This is a genomic window from Luteibacter sp. OK325 (assembly GCF_003050935.1).
Lineage (GTDB): Bacteria > Pseudomonadota > Gammaproteobacteria > Xanthomonadales > Rhodanobacteraceae > Luteibacter.
On record NZ_QAOX01000011.1, the window covers coordinates 98,733 to 117,219 of the forward strand.

Here is an 18,487-nt window from a genome sequence, read left to right on the forward strand (position 1 = left end):
TAATCCACGTTTTCACCCGAAAGACATCCTGCATGCGCCTCAGCCAGTTCCATCTCGCCACCGTCAAGGAAATCCCCGCCGACGCGGAAGTCGCCAGCCACAAGCTGATGCTGCGCGCGGGCATGATCCGCAAGCTCGCCTCCGGCCTCTACACCTGGTCGCCGCTGGGCCTGCGCGTGCTGCGCAAGGTCGAGCACGTGGTTCGCGAAGAGATGGTCCGCGCCGGGGCGATCGAGGTCCTGATGCCGTCCGTGCAGCCGCGGGAGCTTTGGGAAGAAACCGGCCGCTGGGAAAAGTTCGGCGGCCAGCTCCTCAAGATCAAGGATCGCAAGGAGCAGGAGTTCTGCTACGGCCCGACACACGAGGAAGTCATCACCGACTTCGCGCGCAACGAGTTGAAGAGCTACAAGCAGCTGCCGCTCAACTTCTTCCAGATCCAGACCAAGTTCCGCGACGAGATCCGCCCGCGATTCGGCGTCATGCGCGCGCGCGAGTTCCTCATGAAGGACGCCTACTCCTTCCACCTCACGGCGGAATCGCTCGGCGAAACCTACCAGGTGATGTACGACGCCTACTCGCGCATCTTCACCCGTCTCGGGCTGGAGTTCCGCGCCGTCGACGCCGATACCGGCGCTATCGGCGGCAGCGCCAGCCATGAGTTCCAGGTGCTTGCCGACTCCGGCGAAGACGCCATCGCGTTCTCGGATGCCTCCTCGTACGCGGCCAACATCGAAAAGGCCGAAGCCATTGCGCCGACCGGCGAACGCCCGGCTCCCTCAGCCGAACTGACTCGTGTCGACACGCCGAAGCAGCGCACGATCGACGAGGTCACCGCGTTCCTCGCCGTGCCGGCTAGCCGGCTGGTCAAGACCATCCTGGTGCGCGGTCGCGAGGGCCTCGTGGCGCTGTGCGTTCGCGGTGACCACGAGATAAACGAGGTGAAGGCAGCCCACCTGGCCGAACTGCCCGACGATTCCGAGCTGGCCAGCGAGGAGGAAATCCTCGCCGCCACCGGCGCCCGCCCGGGCTCCATCGGCCCCGTCGGCCTGCCCGAGTCGATCCCGGTCATCGTCGACCGCAGTGCGGCCCTGCTCGCCGACTTCGTCTGCGGCGGCAACCAGGACGGCACCCACTACACCGGCGCCAACTGGCAGCGTGACGCACGCATCAATCGTGTCGCCGACATCCGCAAGGTCGTCGACGGCGACCTCTCGCCGGACGGCAAGGGCCATATCCGTCTTGCACGCGGCATCGAGGTCGGCCACATCTTCCAGCTTGGCCAGAAATATGCCGAAGCCATGGGTGCCAGCGTGCTCGACAGCAACGGCAAGAAGGCCACCATGTTCATGGGCTGCTACGGCGTCGGCGTGAGCCGCATCGTCGCGGCCGCCATCGAGCAGCGCAACGACGAGGCCGGCATGATCTGGACGGATGCGATGGCGCCGTGGCGCGTCGCCGTGTGCGTCATCAACCCGAAGAACACCGACCCCGTCGTCGCCGAAGCCGGCGAGTCCCTTTACCAAGAACTTTCGCAGGCCGGCGTCGACACCGTGCTCGACGATCGCGGCCTGCGGCCGGGCTCGATGTTCGCCGACATCGAACTCATCGGCATCCCACACCGTGTCGTCGTAAGCGCACGCGGACTGGAAGCGGGTACGTTCGAATACCGCGCCCGCACCGACACCGAAAGCCGCAATGTGTCACGCCAGGAACTATTGGCCCTGCTTGGCGCCTTATAATCGGTCCATTAATGGTGAGGTTATCCACCGCTAATCGATGTAGGTAAATATCGGGTAATTCACGCCAATGCCGGATGGAAACATCCGGCATTTTGCTTTTTGTCGCATAACCAGCTAAAAATCCCGGCGCACACGTTAATCCTCCACGGGAGACCCCAATGGCTGTCGATATCAAGAACCTCAATCACAACCAGCTCAATGAGCTGATTTCCAAGGCACAGGTCCGCCAGACCGAACTGCGCAAGGAGAAGGTGGCCAAGCTGCGCGAGAAGATCAACGCGCTGATCAAGGCCGAGGGGTTCACCTTCGACGACTTATTCGGCGCACGCGCCCCGAAGTCCAAGCGCGCCGGTACCACGGTCGCAGCGAAATATCGCAATCCCGACAACGCCGAACAGACCTGGTCCGGCCGCGGCAAGCGCCCACGCTGGTTCAATGAGGCGCTGAAGGGCGGCAAGAAAGAAACCGACCTGCTGGTCTGATCGCCTGTCATTAGAATTTTCTGTAGGAGCCGATTCATCGGCGATCGGGCGCGTGGCTTCACCGCTCCGTTGGCTTTTCGCCGATGAATCGGCTCCTACATGTATCTAATTCGCCGATGAATCGGCTCCTACACTCAAAGCGAGCGGCGTGGCGCCACGATCAGGTCGCCGAACAGCAGGCCGGCGACGAGCGACACCAGCAGGGTCACGCCGAGCAGACCGGTGTCCATGCTCAACGAAGCATCGCGATCCAGCAGGTAAGACACACTTCGAAAGCTGACCGATCCCGGCACCAGGAGAATGATGCCCGGCTCACGCACCACCGCCCCGGGCCGCTGCGCGTAACGGGCATAGACGTTGCTGAGCGAGCCGAGCAACAATCCACCGACGAACACGCCGAACGGCGCTCCCGGCAGCGAGCCGGAAATACTGCCGCCCCATCGCGTGGCGAGGTAACCCAGGATCACCGAACCCATCACGACCAGCCAGTCGCGCTTTGCGGCGCGGAACAGAATGGCGAAGGAAAAGGCGCCCAGGAGCAGCGACGGCCAGTCCGCCCAACCTGGCAAAGGTGGCAAAGCGTAACTGCGCGGAATGATGCCCACGGCTTCGCAGAGCTGGCTGGCTGCCACGGTGCCGAAGGTGAGCTTGAGCAGGGTGGCCACCGCGCCGCCCATGCGGGCCACGCCGGCTACCAGATGCTGGCTGGATATCTCGCGCACGGCGGTCGTCAGGGCCATGCCCGGCAACAGGACGATCAGGCTGCCAAGGATCACCGACTTCAAGGCAAGTGGTACGACATACGCGCTGACGACCGTGGCGATGATCGTCGCCACCATGGCGCTGATCGCTTCGCTGGCGGCGGCCAGGCGCGGACGACTGCCCGACGCGACCGTGATCAACCCGATCAGCACACCGATGACACCGGCGGTGATCAGGTCGGGCCAGGAACTATGCAACAACAACGCGACGACGCTGGCGGCGCACAGGCCATAGCTGGCGATCACGCCGAGCTGGGCCAGGAAGGTTTCGGGCGCGCCCAGCTTACGCAGCAGGTGAAAGCCTTCGCGCAACTCCATCTGCCCGTCGATCACCGAATCCGCGATGCGATCGGCTTCGCTCAGGCGCGCCAGGTTCACATCACCCGGTGGCAGGCGCATGACCTGGGTCACCTGGGCCACCCCGTCCTCGCCCTGCCCCAGATCGGCGAAGGACACGATGATGGCCGTGGGGCTCGACCACACTTCGGCGGAGAGACCCAGGCGTTGGGCCGAACGCGCGATGGCCGTTTCCAGGCGAGGCGCGGTGGTACCGTACTGATGCAGACGACGGGCGAGTTCGGTCAGGAAAGCGATGCGGGTGTTGATCGCCGTGGTGGCGAAACTCACCGGTACGCTCAGCGGCACGGCCTCAGGCAACGTCCACCGCCTTCACGCGTAGGGTGGTGCCGTCGATACCGACGACCTCGATCGTTGCGCCCAGGGGCAGGTCGGGGCCGACGACCAGCCACATGCCGTCGCCCACGCGCGCCTTGCCACGACCGTTGACGATAGGCTCACAGAGAGAGAAACGCTGCCCGATGAGTTGATCGCCACGACGATTCAGGCGCTCGTTGCCAACCGGCACGATGCGATCGAGACGCGGACGCACGAACTTCCAGTAAGCGAAGCACGAGACGAACGCGAGCACCCCGAATACGATGGCCTGGGTAATCGCGCCCATGTCGGGAAAGACGAACACGAGGCCGCCCATCACGGCGGCGGCGATGCCGATCCACAGCATGAAGTAACCGGGCAGCATGACTTCACCGCCGATCAGCACCAACGCGGCGACCCACCAGAAGTAGTGAAGGGCAAGTTCGGTCATGGCATCAACGCGGCGGTAGTGGCGCGCGGGGGCCGCCGGCGACGGGCTCGGCAGGAACACGCTGGGCGGCGAGGGAATCCTTGGCCAGCTCGGCAATACCGGCGAGCGACCCGAGGATTCCGGCCGATTCCATCGGCAGCAGGAGCATCTTCTGGTTCGGCGACTTCGCCATTTCCTTCAGCGCCTCGACGTAGTTGTTGGCGACGAAGTAATTCAGCGCATTGACGCTACCACCGGCGATCGCATTGGAGACCATCGTGGTCGCCTTGGCTTCGGCTTCGGCCAGACGCTCGCGCGCCTCGGCTTCGCGGAATGCGGCTTCCTTCTTGCCTTCAGCGGAAAGGATGGCCGACTGCTTTTCACCTTCGGCCTTGAGAATGGCGGCCTGGCGATAACCTTCGGCGTCCAGGATATTCGCGCGCTTCTCGCGCTCGGCCTTCATCTGCCGGGCCATGGCGTCAACGAGGTCGCGCGGCGGCGAGATGTCCTTGATCTCGATGCGGGTGACCTTCACCCCCCAGGGATGGGTCGCTTCGTCGATCACGCCGAGCAGCTTGGCGTTAATCGCATCGCGCTGGCTGAGGCTCTCGTCGAGATCCATCGAGCCGAGCACCGTGCGGATGTTGGTCATGATCAGCGCCAGCGCCGCGCCTTCGAGGTTGGCGACCTCATAAGCGGCCTTGGCGGCATCGAGGATCTGGTAGAAGACGACGCCGTCGACGCGCACGACGGCGTTGTCCTTGGTGATGACGTCCTGCGAGGGGACTTCGAGCACCTGTTCCATCATGTTCATCTTGCGACCGATCGCATAGACGAACGGAATGAGGAAATGCAGGCCCGGTGACAGGGTGCCGGTGTACTTACCGAACAGCTCCACGGTCCACTCGTAACCCTGGGGCACGATGCGGATCAGCTTGGCCAGCACGATAACGACGACCACGACGACAACCAACGCTACGACGCTTCCCATTGCCCTTGCACTCCCTCATCCGGTGTATGCCCGGAGTATAGGCGAAGCGGGCCAGGGTGTTCTCACCGCCGTGCGCTGGTCCCCGCCGACAGCGTTATGGGTATCTCCCCAGCGCCATGCGCAGCGTCGCGGTGCTGTCAATGAGACTGCCCGAAAGCGGCGGAACCACTTCCAGGCCCACCCTCACCGACTTCTGGATGAGCGCCGGCGCCTGGAAAACCGCGACGATTCCATCGGCATAGGGCTGGAAATCCAGCGGCCGGGCGTACCCTTCGACGTGTAGCTTGAACGTCGGCGTGATCGTGCCGGCCACCTGTGGCCCGAGCATCACGAAGACGTGATAGCGGCGGCTGGCTGCGAACTTGACGTCGAACAGCAGAAGGGTTCCGGACCGGCCTCGCTTATAGGTGTACCTGTTGAATTTTCCCGCTGGAGTCACGGCGGCATATTGCTCGCCCAGGCCGGCGTAGGTCTTCAGCAGACCGAATGCGCCCGACCCCGCTTCATCGCCATACAGGTTCAGATAACAAAGCGGCATACGGCCTGTAGGCTTGTCGATTCCAAAGCCCTCGATGTCGATCACTCGCGGTGGAGGGCTGATCGTGATGTCAGACTGGCCTTCGGTCCCGGTTCCCGTGCCCGCCTCAACCTTGTCGAGGCCCACTACGTTCACCACTGCGACGGGAAGGCGCATGAACTTGAAGCTCTCGCTCGCCAACGGGCGTTCGATAACGACAACGATCTTGAGATCCGTGGACGACACCCTAGGCTGGCCAAGTACCCATGAGTTGGGCAGGTTCAACGACAGGCCGTTGGCGAGATCGGACTCGAGCACCGGACGCTTCGTAGCCAGTTCGATCGACGTCGTAAATTGCTTGCTGCTGTCGATGCCGAGGATCGACACGCTTACGGTCTGGCCAGCGCGCATGAATGGCCATGGTGGCACGACGACCGTCAGCGAGCTCGTCGCCAGTGTCTTCGCATCGATGTATGGATTGCCCTCGCCGGTCGCCGCCTGTTGTAACTGCTTGATACGGGGTCTGGGCAGGCGTGGATCGTTCTTGTCGTAAGCCACCAGGGTCAGCACAAGATCGTCCGATGTCTTGGATTGCCCGTCACGAGTGACCACGTACCGCGCGGCGAAGCTGCCGCCCAGCGAGGGAATGAGGTCCTCGGTCGTCACGTTGCCAGACTTCGGATGACCCTCCATCGGCGACACCCGCCGCCATGTATCGCCCGCCGCCCTGACCTCGAAGGCGATGGTGTCGGTCTGTCGCACATCCGCATTGCCGGGCACCGTCAGCACGATGCCATCCTTGGCTTTCTCCACATCGAGGGTGCCGGCACTGGCGGCAGCACTGAGTAAGGATGGCAGGATACCGATGGTCACCGGAGCGACACGAAGACGGAACGGCCTGCTCGGCTGTGGACCAATAACGTTACCGACACGCTTCACGACGTAGTTCGCCGTGACGACGGCACCCGCCGACGCGACCACGCGTGACCGGGGTATGCCGAAGGCGAGCGAACCCTCTGCCTTGTCCACCGTATACGGACCGAAGGCCGTACCCTGCCAGTCGAGAGTGACCTGGTCCCCGGGCTGAAACCGTCCATTCAACGGAACCCACACCGGCAACGAGTCGCCCGTCATGTCATCGAGCGCGAGCTGTTCGTCAGCTTTCAAGTCAGAGATGACAAGCGAGGGCCATTCCGGCGCAACGACGAACGGACGAAAGGAAAGCTTGCGCTCGCGCGAGCGAACGCTCGCTCCATCGGAATCGCTGAACACCACGAGAAGGGAGAGCTCGCCATCGGCGAAGTTTACAAACCGCTCCCGCGCAAGCACCCACACCAGCTTGCCGTTATCGTCGGTCGAGAGGAGGGACGCATTTTGCTCGAAGCCCTGGTTCGAATTCGGCGAGCGAACCTTGAGCGACGCCGTCAGATCCCGACGGGGCCAGATTGAAGATACCTCGACCGAAACGCTGAGATCATCGGCAAAGCTGTTCAGGTCGAGAACGTCGCCATCCTCGGGAGCCCTCTCGACGATCGGCGCGGGAATGGTCAGCGCGCTGCCCACCACCGACCTCGTGCGCGTCGCCGAATTGAAATCAAGCCCCCTGCGCTTGACCACGTAGGAGAAAAAGATACTCCCTCCCGCGAGGTAGCCGAGCCATGCGATGGGAACATTGAAGACGTAACGGGCCGACGGAGGCTGATTGGGATCCACGGCCGCCTTCGGGTCATCGTTGAGAGGAAGCGCAGGCGCGGCAACTTGCACGTACTGCAAAGGTACGATGCGCAGTTTCGTACTCGTCGTGCCGGCCAGGCTGACGACAATCTGGTCACCCGACTCGACATCGATATATTCGACGATGAGTGGGGTCGAGTCCGGAGAGTCCGTCACCGATGCCATTTTCTTCGCGAGATCGACATCGACATTGCCTTTGGCGTTGATCGCGTACGCGAGGCTAGGTAGCGGCAACAAGGGGGCAAAAACCACGGTGACTTCTACCGCCGGTGCGTTACCCGAGGTATTACCGACGCGGTCGCGGATGGCATAAGTCACTGACACCAGACCTTGCGGTGCACCGTCGATGACCGACCACGGAACGGTCACCTTCACTGGCTGGCCGACCGTGATCGCCGATGCATCAACCTCGATATTCGTCTCACCCCAGTAGATCGTGAGCTGCGCACCCTTCTCCATGTTCTTCCATGCAGGAATCGTCAGTACGAGATCCTTCCCCTTCGCCAGTCCACTCGTACCCTCGACAGGCTTGAGGTTTTCGTTGATGTAAGGTGTCTGTGCGTCCGTGTCCTCGCCGCCGGGGCGAGTAAACTTCGCATCGAGTACAAGCGCTGGCGAACGACGCATGCTCTCCAGCGAAGTGGCTCCGTATTTCTCCAGGACGTAGAAGACTTCGATCATCCTGCCGGGATGATCCCGACCTGGATGACGCTCGAGGACCGATACCGGCACGAGGAACTCCAGGCTGTACGTCACTGCACCGACATAGCCTTTGTCGACGAGTTCACCGTCCCAATAAAGTTGGACATAGTCGCCCCACTTGAATGTGTCTGTCTCCACTGTCACCGAAAAGCCCCCCGATTCGGCGCAGAGGTGCGAGCGATTGACCACAAGGGGTGTTTCCGGCTCGAGCGCCGGGCGCGGATAAGCGTCATCGATTTCCCAACTGTCCATTGTTCGATCTCCTTCCATGGTGAAGACGAACCGCCGGCATGCGCGGCGGCTGGCAACAGCATGCACCGCAACGGCGTGCGTCACTATCTCTCGAAGGTCGTAGGCGCAACCTGCGCCAATCCGGCACGCGGAAGCGTGCCGACCTGATTCACCTCGAAAAGAGGACGATGTCAGTGCGCTCCAGCAGGAAGAACCAGGGTGACGCGTAACCCACCGCCCTCGCGGTTGGCCAGTGCGATGCGCCCACCGTGGGCCTCGGAAATCTCGCGCGCCAGGGCCAGCCCAAGACCTGTACCCGAGCGTTTGGTCGAGTAGAACGGCAATAAGGCCTGGGCCAGCACGGTCTCGCTCATGCCGGGGCCACGGTCGGATACTTCGATCAACGTTTCGCGGCCAACAGCGTGCACCGCAACCGTGACCTCATTCGATTCGCCACCTGCCTCGTGGGCATTCTTGATCAGGTTGATCAGGACCTGCTCCACCTGGGTCGTGTCGAACCAGCCCGGGTGTTCGGGCGGTGGCGCTACGATGCGGAATGAAGCGTGCAGTCCGAGCGCGTCAAGGAACGGCCCCCACGGCACCGCCCTTGCCTGTGGACTAGGCAGCTTCGCGAAGCTCGCATAGCCGGAAATGAACGTATGCAGGTGCTTCGCGCGATCGCCGATCGAGGCGAAGACGCCGGGCAGCCGCGCGAGGTCGCCACGCCGGGCGAGCTCCGCGCCGGAGTGCGACAAGGACGAAATAGGCGCCAGCGAATTGTTCAGCTCATGGCTGATGACGCGGATCACACGCTTCCACGTATGCACTTCCTGCCGGGACAGCTCGCGCGTCATGCGTCGGTATAGCTGCAGCCGATGCGGACGCCCCTGCAGGCGGAACCCTCGCTGGGACAGGTGGAAGGTTTCCTCACTGCCTTCCATCTCGACCGAGAACAAGGCGTCCTCACCGGTCGCTGCCGCGTCACGCAGGCTTTCGGGCATGCTTGCGAGCACGGTGGAGAAATCCAGACCCGCCAGCGAACGCCCTTCGTTGAACAGATGCCGCGCCGCGATGTTCGCGTAGGTGACGTTATCCGCCGCATCGGTGAGCACGAGCGCCACCGGCGTGTTCTGCACCACGGTATCGAGCAGTAGTTCACGCTGGGCCAGATGCTGGCGCTGGTCGCGCAGGGTCTGCCCTAGCGCGTTGTGCATGCGAATCAGGTCGCCGAGCTCATCGCGTCGCGTGGTGCCGATCGACATGCTGAAGTCGCCGTCGCGATAGCTCGCCACGGCGCTTTCCAGCGCGCGTACCAGACGCCGCAGGGGCTCCACCAGCGCATGGGCGACCCACACCGAAAGCGGTACCAGCACGAGGAGGCAGATCATCAGCGCCGTTCCCCCGTCGAAGAATTCGACAGGGACGGCATCGGGGAGCTTGCCGCCCTTGGCGGGCGCTTCGCGCATCCATGCCACCAGCTGCGGAAACGGCCAGATCGACACGCCGGCGAACACCAGCGCGCCGACGATCGCCGAACCGGCAACGACCAGGGTCATCCGTCCTTCAAGCGAGAGCGTCTTCATGGCCGGGACGCTAGCAGATCACACCGCCAGTCCGTAGCGCTCCATGCGCCGGTACAGCGCCTGTCGCGACAGGCCAAGATTGCTCGCAGCGCGGCTGACCACGCCACCGGCCGTGGCCAGGGCCGCTTCGACCGACTCGCGGCTGGGCTCATCGAGGTTGCGACTCACGCTTGGCGCGGGCGGCGGCAGGTTCAGGTGGCCTGGTTCGATGCGCCCTTCACTGGCGAGCAGCGCCGCGCGGGCGATCGCATTCTTCAACTCGCGCACGTTGCCCGGCCAGGGATGGGAAAGCAGCGCTTCGCGCGCGTCTTCGCTGAGCTCGGCCTGGCCAGCGAGGAAGAACTCGGCCAGGGGCAGGATGTCGTCCGTGCGGTCGGCCAGCGCCGGCAGGTTCACGTCGATCACGTTGAGGCGGTAATACAGGTCCTCGCGAAAGGTACCTGCCGCGATCATCGCCTTGAGGTCCGCGTTGGTCGCGCTGAGCACGCGCACTTTCGCCTGTCGCGTACGGCCCGACCCGAGACGTTCGAACTGCCCCGTCTCCAGCACGCGCAGTAGTTTCATCTGGCCCGGCAGCGGCAGGTTGCCGATCTCGTCGAGGAACAGCGTGCCGCCGTCGGCCATCTCGAAGCGGCCTTCACGCGCCTTGTTGGCACCGGTGTAGGCGCCTGCCTCGGCGCCAAACAGTTCGGCCTCGATCAATTCACCCGGCAGCGCGCCGCAGTTGACCGCGACGAACGGACCACGGCGCACGGCCGAGTTGGCGTGAACGATGGCCGCGATGCGCTCCTTGCCCGAACCGTTCGGCCCCGTGATCAGCACCGGCACGTCGGAACGCGCCACCTGGCAGGCCAGTTCGATGGTGCGGCTCATGGCTTCCGAAGCGAACACCAGGCCGTCGAGGTCGTAGCGGCCTTCCAGAACCTCGCGGCGCTTGCGGCGCTCGACACGGGCGCGGGTCACTTCGCGCGTTGATTCGGAAAGCTCGAGCAGGTTCTCGACCGTGGCGAGCAGCTTGGTGTCGTCCCAGGGCTTGGCCAGATAGTCCGCGGCACCGGCCTTGACCAGCTCCACCGCGGCTTCCAGGTGGGTCCAGGCCGTGAGCAGGATCACCGGCAGGTCGGTGTACCGGCCGCGAATCGCCTTGAACAGGGCCACGCCCTCCTCGCCGGACGTCGTGTCCGCCGTGAAGTTCATGTCCTGGATGACCACGTCCACGCGTTCGGTCGCAAGCGTGGCGAGACCATCCTCGGGCGTCATCGCCACGAGGGGGCGGATATCCCGCAGCGAAAGCGCGAGCGACAGCGCCTCGCCCACGGCGGGGTTGTCGTCGATAATCAATACGCAGCGCATCTGTACCCTTCGCATGCAGCCATGGATGCTTCCCCCACCGAAAGGGTTGTAACCCGTCGGCACATTTTTTTGTTCAAGCCAGGACTCATTCTAGCCACGGGTGGCGACCACCGGGGGAACCGAGGCGGCACGGAGCGCCGGTGCGAGGACGGCCACCTGACCGAGCAGCCAGAGCAGCACCGCGCCAATGGGCAGGTAGACGAGGGGCAGCCGGGGCAATTCATACTCGCGCATCAGGAACAGATTGATGCCGTAAGCCAGGGCCATGCCGATCACGATTCCCATGCTGGCGAGCAGGAAGTTCTCGGTCTGGAAATAACGCAGTACATCCACCCGGCGCGCGCCCAGGGCGCGGCGCACGCCGATCTGGCGGCGGCGTTGGCCAACCCAGAAACTGGCCAGGCCGACGATGCCCAGCGCCGTAACGATCAGCAGGATCACGCAGACCGCTACCAGCAAGCCGGCCATGGCGCGGTCACCGGCGAAACGATCGTCACGGATGGCCTTGTAGGTCTCCTTCTTGACGATGACGCGTCGCGGGTCGATCTTCTTCAATGTCTCCACGGCCAGCGCCAGTACCCGGTCGGCCTGCCCTGGCTGGCTGCGAATGATGAAGGAGCCCCCGACCGACGTACTCTCGCGCCAGGGCATCAGCGTCGTTAGCTCGACATCGGAGCGATCCACGCCGCCTGCAGCGGCGAGCCGGTCCACCACGCCGACCACACGCATCTCCGTGTCGCTGCTACCGGCCCAGACCGAACGGCCGAGCGCCGATGCGTCGCCGAAGAGGTGCCGGGCCAGGCCTTGCGTAATCACGATGACCGCCGCCGGCTTGGCCTTGCCTGCCACAAGGTCATCGAGCCAGACGTACTCGGTTGGCTCAAAAAAGCGTCCGGCCACGAGATGCGTGCCAAGCGTCTCGCCGACGCTCTCGCCGTAGAAATTCTTCACGTCCACGGTCGACGTTCGCTGGTTGGGCGCAAGGTTGAGGTTGCTGCCCCAGCTGGTGTCGCCAAAAGGCACGCTATTGCTGATCGTGGCGGCCATGACGCCCGGGATTGCCCTCAGCGCGGCGAGATCAGCCTCGGTTCGGGCGTGGTCGTCACCATGCCTGCCGATGTCGGAAGCGACGATGTGCACCACGTTGGCCTCGTCGATACCGCTGGGAGTATCCGCGATCGCCAGGCGGTCACCCACGAGAAAGACAGCGTTGCAGACGATCGCACAGGTGAGTGCGATCTCGAGCACCACCAGGCTGGCGGTGAGCCGGTGCCTGCGCAAGGCGGAAAAGATCGGACCAATTTCCATCAGCATGTCATTGGCTCTTCAGTTGCAGCGCGGGGGCCACACGGCAGGCACGCCACGCGGGCAGCACACCGGCGATGGCCGTCGCGCCGATCGCGACCACGAAGGTCAGGCAGAGCATCGTCAGGTCAAGGTGCGCCAGTTTCGCGTAGGACACCGGTTGCAACCTGACCAGCCACAGGCCCATCCAGGACAGCAGGAGCCCGGCGATGCCACCGACAAGGCCGACCATCCCGGCTTCGGTCAGCAACTGCGCGAACACGCTGACGCGCGACGCGCCCAGCGCGCGCCGAACGCCGACCTCGCCCGAGCGACGCATGAACTTCGCCAGCATCAGGCCCACGGTATTGATGAGGCAGACGAGGAAAAAAGCGAGCGCCAGCCAGACCTGCAGACGCACATCGCTTGGCACGACCTTCTCGTTGTCCAGCCAGCCCATGAGGTCGAGCATGCGCGTGTTGGCGGGACGCTCGAAGCGTCCGATGGCTTTCTGCTCTGCGGCGTAATGGGAGAGGAAATCACGATAGGCCGCTACCTTTTCCGGCCTGTCGAGCTCCACCCAGAACTGTAGCCACGCACAGTCGGAGCTTTCCAGGGTGCTCTCGTCGCCCGAGCCCTTCCCCCAGCACTGGATGCCGCCGGCCCGCGCGAGCAGGAAGTCGCGAGCCGTCGAGAGCGGGATAAAAACACCTTCCTCTCCGGAGTACGTTCCCACGTTCAGGTCGAAGAAATGCGGGGCCGGACGCCAGGGCTCGAGGACGCCGATCACACGCAGATCGCGTCCGTCGACGTGGATCACGCGACCGGTACTGTCCTCGCCGTGGAAGAGTTTGTCGTTGAGATCGCTACCGATCACGACAACGCGCGAACGGCTATCGTCCTCCGCAGAGGTCCATCCCCTGCCGTAGCGGAACGGCGTGCCGAACATCGGAAAGAAGTCGGCGGTGGTGTAACGCGACGACGAGAGGAAGGGATCCATGCGCTGTCCCGCCGCCTGCACGGCCACCTGGCCACCGACCATCAAGGCCTGATGATCCGCGCGACGCGAGTGCAGCAGGTTCATGCCGTCGACCCAGGTCAGTTGCCTGGGAAATCTCTGGCTCGGGGACGCCTGGTCCGGCGCGTAGTCTTTCATGTCCCGCGGATCCATTTGAGGATAAAAGATCGACGCGCTGCGCCCCGGCAGAGGATCACCCGACAGCACATGCAGCACGGTAAGCGTGGTCATGCACGCCCCGATGCCGAGGGCGATCGCGAGAATCATCAGTGCCGTCAGTGCCCTGCTCCGCTTCAGGCTGCGGAGCGCGAGTTCCATGTAATAACCGAACATTCCGTTCTCCGTGATGACCCGTCAGACGCTGCGCGTGGCCTCGACCGGCGACACCCGCGATGCGCGCAGCGCAGGTGCGAATACCGCGGCCTGGCCGAGGGCGAGCAAGGCCACCACCCCGATGCCGACATAGGTGAGCGAAAGACGTTTCATCTCGAAGTGCGTGAACATCCACTGGCTGAGACCCACCGCCAGCACCACGCCGACAACCACGCCGACCAGGGCGATGAGGAAGTTTTCGGTCATGAAATAGCTGAGGATATCGCTGCGCCGTGCGCCAAGCGCACGGCGCACGCCGATCTGCTTGCGGCGCTGGCCGACCCAGAAGCTGGACAGGCCGACGATGCCCGCCGCCGTGATGGCCAGCAGCACGCCACAGACCACGCTCATGAGGATCGCCATGCCGCGATCGGCCTCATACGCACGGGCTCGAACATCCTCGAACCGGCGAACACCGAGCTTCTCCGGAAGCACGCGCATGCGGTTGACCGCGTACAAAGCCTGCGGGATAGCCTTGAAGACCGCATCTTCCTGCCCCGGCTGGGTACGCACGAGGAAGTTCTGGAAGCTGCTATCGAAGATCACCGGCATGATGACGACGTAGTCGCCGTCCACGTAGTTGTTTTCAATCCACGGCGAGGTGAGCTTCTCGACGATACCGATAATCGTCGAGGGCTTTCCCTTGGCGAGGTAAACCACCTTACCCAGCGCGTTGCCGTCCGGAAAGACCTTGTCGGCCAGCGCCTTGGTGACGATGATCTGCGGCGAACCGGGTTGCTGCTCTCGCTTGACGGTCTGCGTTTCGCCCGCGTTGAAGTTGCGACCGGCGATCAGTCGGACGCCGAGCGTCTTCAGCGCATGGTCGTCGCCGAAGTACAGCGCCGTGGAAATGCCCTCCTTCTTCGAATCCGGGTCCGTCTGCACGCCGGTGGACCAGCCACCCTGGCGCAGCGGATATGCGTTGGTGACATACGCATCGACCACGCCGGGGAGAGACCGCAACGTCTGCAGATCGGTTTTCATCAGGGGGGCGAAGGTCTCCGGGGCGCCGACGTAGTCGTTACCGATGGCGATCAGATTCGTCTCGTCCAGGCCCGTCGTGCGGTTCACCTTGTCGACCCGCTCATGCACGATGAACAGGGCGTTGCAAACGATGGCGAGGGTGAGCGCGATCTGCAGCGCGATGAGGATCGTGCCTGCCTTGTGCCGGCGCAACGCGGAAAGAATGGGCTTGATCTGCATGATCATGTCCTCAGTTGGATTTCAGCTGCCAGGCCGGCTGGACCTGTGCGGCGCGCCATGTGGGATAGAAGGCTGCGATCAGCGAGGCCACGATCGCGACAACCAGGGTGATCAGGATCAACACCGGATCGAGCTTTGCCAAGCGGGCTACCGGTTCGGGGAAAACCAGTCCGACGCCAAGGATGCCAACCCCGGTAAGGATGAGTCCAAGTACACCACCAGCGACGCCGATCGTTCCCGCCTCAATCAGGAACTGCGCGTAGATGTCCTTGCGCGACGCGCCCAGTGCCCGGCGCACCCCGATCTCCGGCGCACGGCGCATGAACTTGGCCAATAGCAGGCCGACGGTGTTGACGAGACAGATAACCAGGAAGCCCAGCGAAACGATCAGGGAAACCTGGGACTCCTTCGGCACTACGTGCTGTACGTCCAGCCAGGTCGGCACGTCGCGCACCTTGATGTTCGGCGCCCAGCTAAAGCGGCCCGCGCGTTGCTGGTCGGCGGCATAGCCCTCGATGTACTGACGGTACGTTTCCGCTTCCGCCTTCGTAGGCAGTTCGCTCCACAGCGACAGCCAGATGCATTCCGAGCGCAGGTAGTTGTCCCAGCCTTCGCCCGGCTCTTCGGTACAGCTGTTATTGCCGGCATTCGGCAGCTTCAGGTCGACGGCGCGCGTGAATGGCACGTACACCTGGGCGCCATCGTCAAAACCGCCCGTATTAGGCACGTCGAAGAACAAGGGCTGCGGTGCCCAGTCCTGGATCACGCCGGTAATGCGATACAGGTGGCCGTCGATGTTCATCTGCTTGCCGACGCTCTGGCCGCCGTCGAACAACTTGTCGTTGAGGGACTTGGCGATGACCACGACGCTGGCATGTTTCTCGTCGTCCTCGAGCGTCCAGCCAGTCCCCTGGATGAACGGCACGTCGAACATCGGGAAGAAGTCAGCGCCCGTGGCGTATGCACCCTCGCGTACCGGCAGGCGGGACGGGTTGTCGGGAATCACCGAAACGCCGATGGGGTACGTGACCGCTTGCCGTTTCGCCTTATGCGCTCGCAGCAGCGCCGTCGCGTCTTTATAGGAAAGCGCCGGCGGCGGCTCGCCCTTCTCGAGCTTGTCGGGACCCCGGTTGTCCAGCTGGGTGTTGTACAGCTGGCTCGACTTCTGCGGTATCGGATCTTGCGACGTCGCGCGGAACACCGAGTACGTCGTCATCGAGGCGGCGACGCCAAAACCGATGGCCATCACCATCAATGCGGTGAGGACCGGATTGCGGCGGAGGCTGCGCAGGCCGAGCTGGAGGTAGTAACTGAACATGAGTGTCCCCGGAACGTTGGGCGGACGGATCAGGAAAGGGCGACGTGCGGCTGCGTGTGGAAACGCGGCTCTTCGGAGAGGTCGACGACCTGGCCGTCGATCACGTGCACGTTGCGCTGCGCGCGCGCGGCGAGTTCGGGATCGTGGGTGACCATGACGATGGTGGCGCCTTCGCGATGGATCTCCTCGAGTAGTTCCATCACGCCGCGGGCCATCTGCGTGTCGAGGTTACCGGTCGGCTCATCGGCCAGAAGCAGGCGCGGCGAACCGGCGAGTGCGCGGGCGATGGCGACGCGCTGCTGCTGACCACCGGAGAGCTCAGCCGGATAGTGCTTGGCACGCGAAGCGAGACCCACACGCTCCAGCGCATCCATGATCCGCTGCTTGCGCTCGGCCGCCTTCATGCCGCGATAGCGCAGCGGCACTTCCACGTTGTCGAACACGTTGAGGTCGGGAATCAGGTTGAAGGCCTGGAAAATGAAGCCGATCTTCTCGTTGCGGATTCGCGAACGGGCGTTGTCGTCGAGCTGGCTGACTTCGACGCCGTCCAGGTGGTACTGGCCGCCGGTAAAGGTTTCGAGCAGGCCGGCGATCGTCAGGAATGTGGTCTTGCCCGAACCCGACGGTCCGGTCACGGCGACGAACTCGCCTTCCTTCACGTCGATGTTGAAGTCGCGCAGGGCGTAGGTCTCGACGACTTCCGTGCGGTAGACCTTGGCGAGATGGGTCATCTTGAGCATGGCGGTTCCTTCGTTGGTAAGGGAATGAGGTTGGATCAGCGGCTGATGGCGACGTGTTTCGCGTCACCGAAGGTGTCGGCACCGGAGATGACGATCTTGTCGCCCTCTTTCAGGCCGCTCAGGATTTCGACCTTGTCGATACTGCTCGCACCGACCCGGATGTCGCGACGATCGGCCATGCCGTCGGCGACGACGAAGGCATAACGGCCGGCGCTTTCGTCGACGAACGAACCGCGCTGCACGGTGAGCACGTTGTCGCGTTTGTCGAGCAGTACGCGTACGGAGAGGCGCTGGCTCTGGCGAAGCTGGCTGGGCGTGGCGCCGTCGAAGCGCAGGCGCGCAGCGACTTCTCCGTTGACCACTTCGGGCGAGATCGCACTTACCTTGCCGCTCCACACCTTGCCGTTGCCACTGATCTCACCGGGCATGCCGATGGCGAGATCACGCGCGAAGCTCTCCGGCACCTTCATTTCCACCTGCAGCGCGGACAGATCGATCACGCTGACCAGCTGTGCGTCCTTGGCGACCGTAGCGCGTTCGGCAATGAACGCCTGGCCCACCTGGCCGTCGACCGGCGACTTCACGTTGAGTTCTTCCACCTGGCGCTCGAGGTCCTGCACGAGCAGCACCTGGCGGTCGTAGGCAAGCTTCTTCGCCTGGATGTCGAAGGTCAGGCTGCCATTGTCCGTGGCGAGGTCGGACTGAGCGTGTTTCACCGTTACGTTGGCCTTGTCCAGCGTGGACTTTGCCGTGTCGACCGCCGCGGCGGGAACCGCCCCCTTGCCGTAAGCGCCCTCGTAGCGCTTGAGATCGCGCTGGCCGGCAGTCTGGTCGATCACCGCGTTGTCGTAGGCCTTCTGCAGCTCCGAACGCTTCTTCGTGGCGTCCACCTGTGAACGCAGGAAATCCACCTTCGCGGCATCCGCGGCCGAGCGTTCCTGGGCCAGCTTGGCGGCGAGGTCAGGGCTGGTAATCACAGCAAGCACCTGATTCTTCTTCACCACGTCGCCCGGATGCACGGTCAGCACCACCGCACCGGCGGAGGTGGCGTACAAAGTGGGGCTTACCGCGGCGACGACCTTGCCTTCGGCGGCGATGTCGCGGACGAAGGGTCCGCGCGTCACCGTGGCAAAGCTGAGGCGGGAGGCACTCACCGAGCTGTCGGCGGAGAACATCGTGGCGACATGGGGGGCCGCGAAGGCAAGCGCGGCGACTGCGGCAATGCCGGCGCCGATGTAGATCAGCTTGCGTTTACGGTTGGAACCGACTTCGACGAGGCGGTCCGTGGCGGAGGTATCGCGGATCATGCTGGCTTCCCTGGATTCTCTTGAGGGGAAGAGAGCAAGCGGCGTGCCAAGCCATTACATTGTATTAA

The 18,487-nt window shown here is 63.7% G+C and carries 14 protein-coding genes; 2 read left to right on the plus strand and 12 right to left on the minus strand.

The annotated features are described in order from the left end of the window. Window positions 1–32: 32 nt before the first annotated feature. Window positions 33–1,739, plus strand: a complete 1,707-nt coding sequence (locus C8J98_RS19590) for a proline--tRNA ligase (protein WP_107915203.1) — start codon at window positions 33–35, stop codon at window positions 1,737–1,739. Between the two features lie 158 nt (window positions 1,740–1,897). Beyond that, the gene (locus C8J98_RS19595; RefSeq protein ID WP_107915205.1) at window positions 1,898–2,221 is read left to right on the plus strand and encodes an H-NS histone family protein; all 324 of its coding nucleotides are present in this window, start codon (window positions 1,898–1,900) and stop codon (window positions 2,219–2,221) included. A 134-nt stretch (window positions 2,222–2,355) separates the two neighbouring features. Here C8J98_RS19595 and C8J98_RS19600 read toward each other — a convergent pair whose 3' ends face one another. From C8J98_RS19600 to C8J98_RS19655, 12 genes are all read right to left on the minus strand, one after another. After that, window positions 2,356–3,639 (minus strand): threonine/serine exporter family protein, encoded by a 1,284-nt coding sequence (locus C8J98_RS19600; protein WP_233260306.1) that lies wholly within the window; start codon window positions 3,637–3,639, stop codon window positions 2,356–2,358. Next, on the minus strand, window positions 3,632–4,087 hold the full coding sequence (locus tag C8J98_RS19605) for an NfeD family protein (protein WP_107915284.1): 456 nt from the start codon (window positions 4,085–4,087) through the stop codon (window positions 3,632–3,634). The genes C8J98_RS19600 and C8J98_RS19605 overlap by 8 nt, the downstream gene beginning before the upstream one ends. A gap of 4 nt (window positions 4,088–4,091) precedes the next feature. After that, window positions 4,092–5,057 (minus strand): SPFH domain-containing protein, encoded by a 966-nt coding sequence (locus C8J98_RS19610; RefSeq protein WP_107915207.1) that lies wholly within the window; start codon window positions 5,055–5,057, stop codon window positions 4,092–4,094. Between the two features lie 94 nt (window positions 5,058–5,151). Further along, window positions 5,152–8,262: a hypothetical protein gene (locus C8J98_RS19615; protein ID WP_107915210.1), complete on the minus strand. Its 3,111-nt coding sequence runs from the start codon at window positions 8,260–8,262 to the stop codon at window positions 5,152–5,154. Window positions 8,263–8,432: 170 nt separating this feature from the next. After that, a complete protein-coding gene (locus tag C8J98_RS19620; RefSeq protein WP_107915212.1) occupies window positions 8,433–9,824 on the minus strand; it encodes an ATP-binding protein in 1,392 nt (463 codons plus the stop codon). An 18-nt stretch (window positions 9,825–9,842) separates the two neighbouring features. After that, on the minus strand, window positions 9,843–11,177 hold the full coding sequence (locus tag C8J98_RS19625; RefSeq protein WP_107915214.1) for a sigma-54 dependent transcriptional regulator: 1,335 nt from the start codon (window positions 11,175–11,177) through the stop codon (window positions 9,843–9,845). A 90-nt stretch (window positions 11,178–11,267) separates the two neighbouring features. Next, window positions 11,268–12,485 (minus strand): FtsX-like permease family protein, encoded by a 1,218-nt coding sequence (locus C8J98_RS19630; RefSeq protein ID WP_107915286.1) that lies wholly within the window; start codon window positions 12,483–12,485, stop codon window positions 11,268–11,270. Window positions 12,486–12,492: 7 nt separating this feature from the next. Beyond that, window positions 12,493–13,812, minus strand: a complete 1,320-nt coding sequence (locus tag C8J98_RS19635) for an ABC transporter permease (protein ID WP_107915216.1) — start codon at window positions 13,810–13,812, stop codon at window positions 12,493–12,495. Window positions 13,813–13,833: 21 nt separating this feature from the next. After that, window positions 13,834–15,054, minus strand: a complete 1,221-nt coding sequence (locus tag C8J98_RS19640; protein ID WP_107915288.1) for an FtsX-like permease family protein — start codon at window positions 15,052–15,054, stop codon at window positions 13,834–13,836. A gap of 10 nt (window positions 15,055–15,064) precedes the next feature. After that, entirely contained in the window at window positions 15,065–16,372 is a 1,308-nt protein-coding gene (locus C8J98_RS19645; RefSeq protein ID WP_107915218.1) for an ABC transporter permease, read from the minus strand. 29 nt (window positions 16,373–16,401) lie between these two features. Next, the gene (locus tag C8J98_RS19650) at window positions 16,402–17,112 is read right to left on the minus strand and encodes an ABC transporter ATP-binding protein (RefSeq protein ID WP_107915220.1); all 711 of its coding nucleotides are present in this window, start codon (window positions 17,110–17,112) and stop codon (window positions 16,402–16,404) included. Between the two features lie 35 nt (window positions 17,113–17,147). Further along, entirely contained in the window at window positions 17,148–18,419 is a 1,272-nt protein-coding gene (locus C8J98_RS19655; RefSeq protein ID WP_107915222.1) for an efflux RND transporter periplasmic adaptor subunit, read from the minus strand. Between the last annotated feature and the right edge of the window lie 68 nt (window positions 18,420–18,487).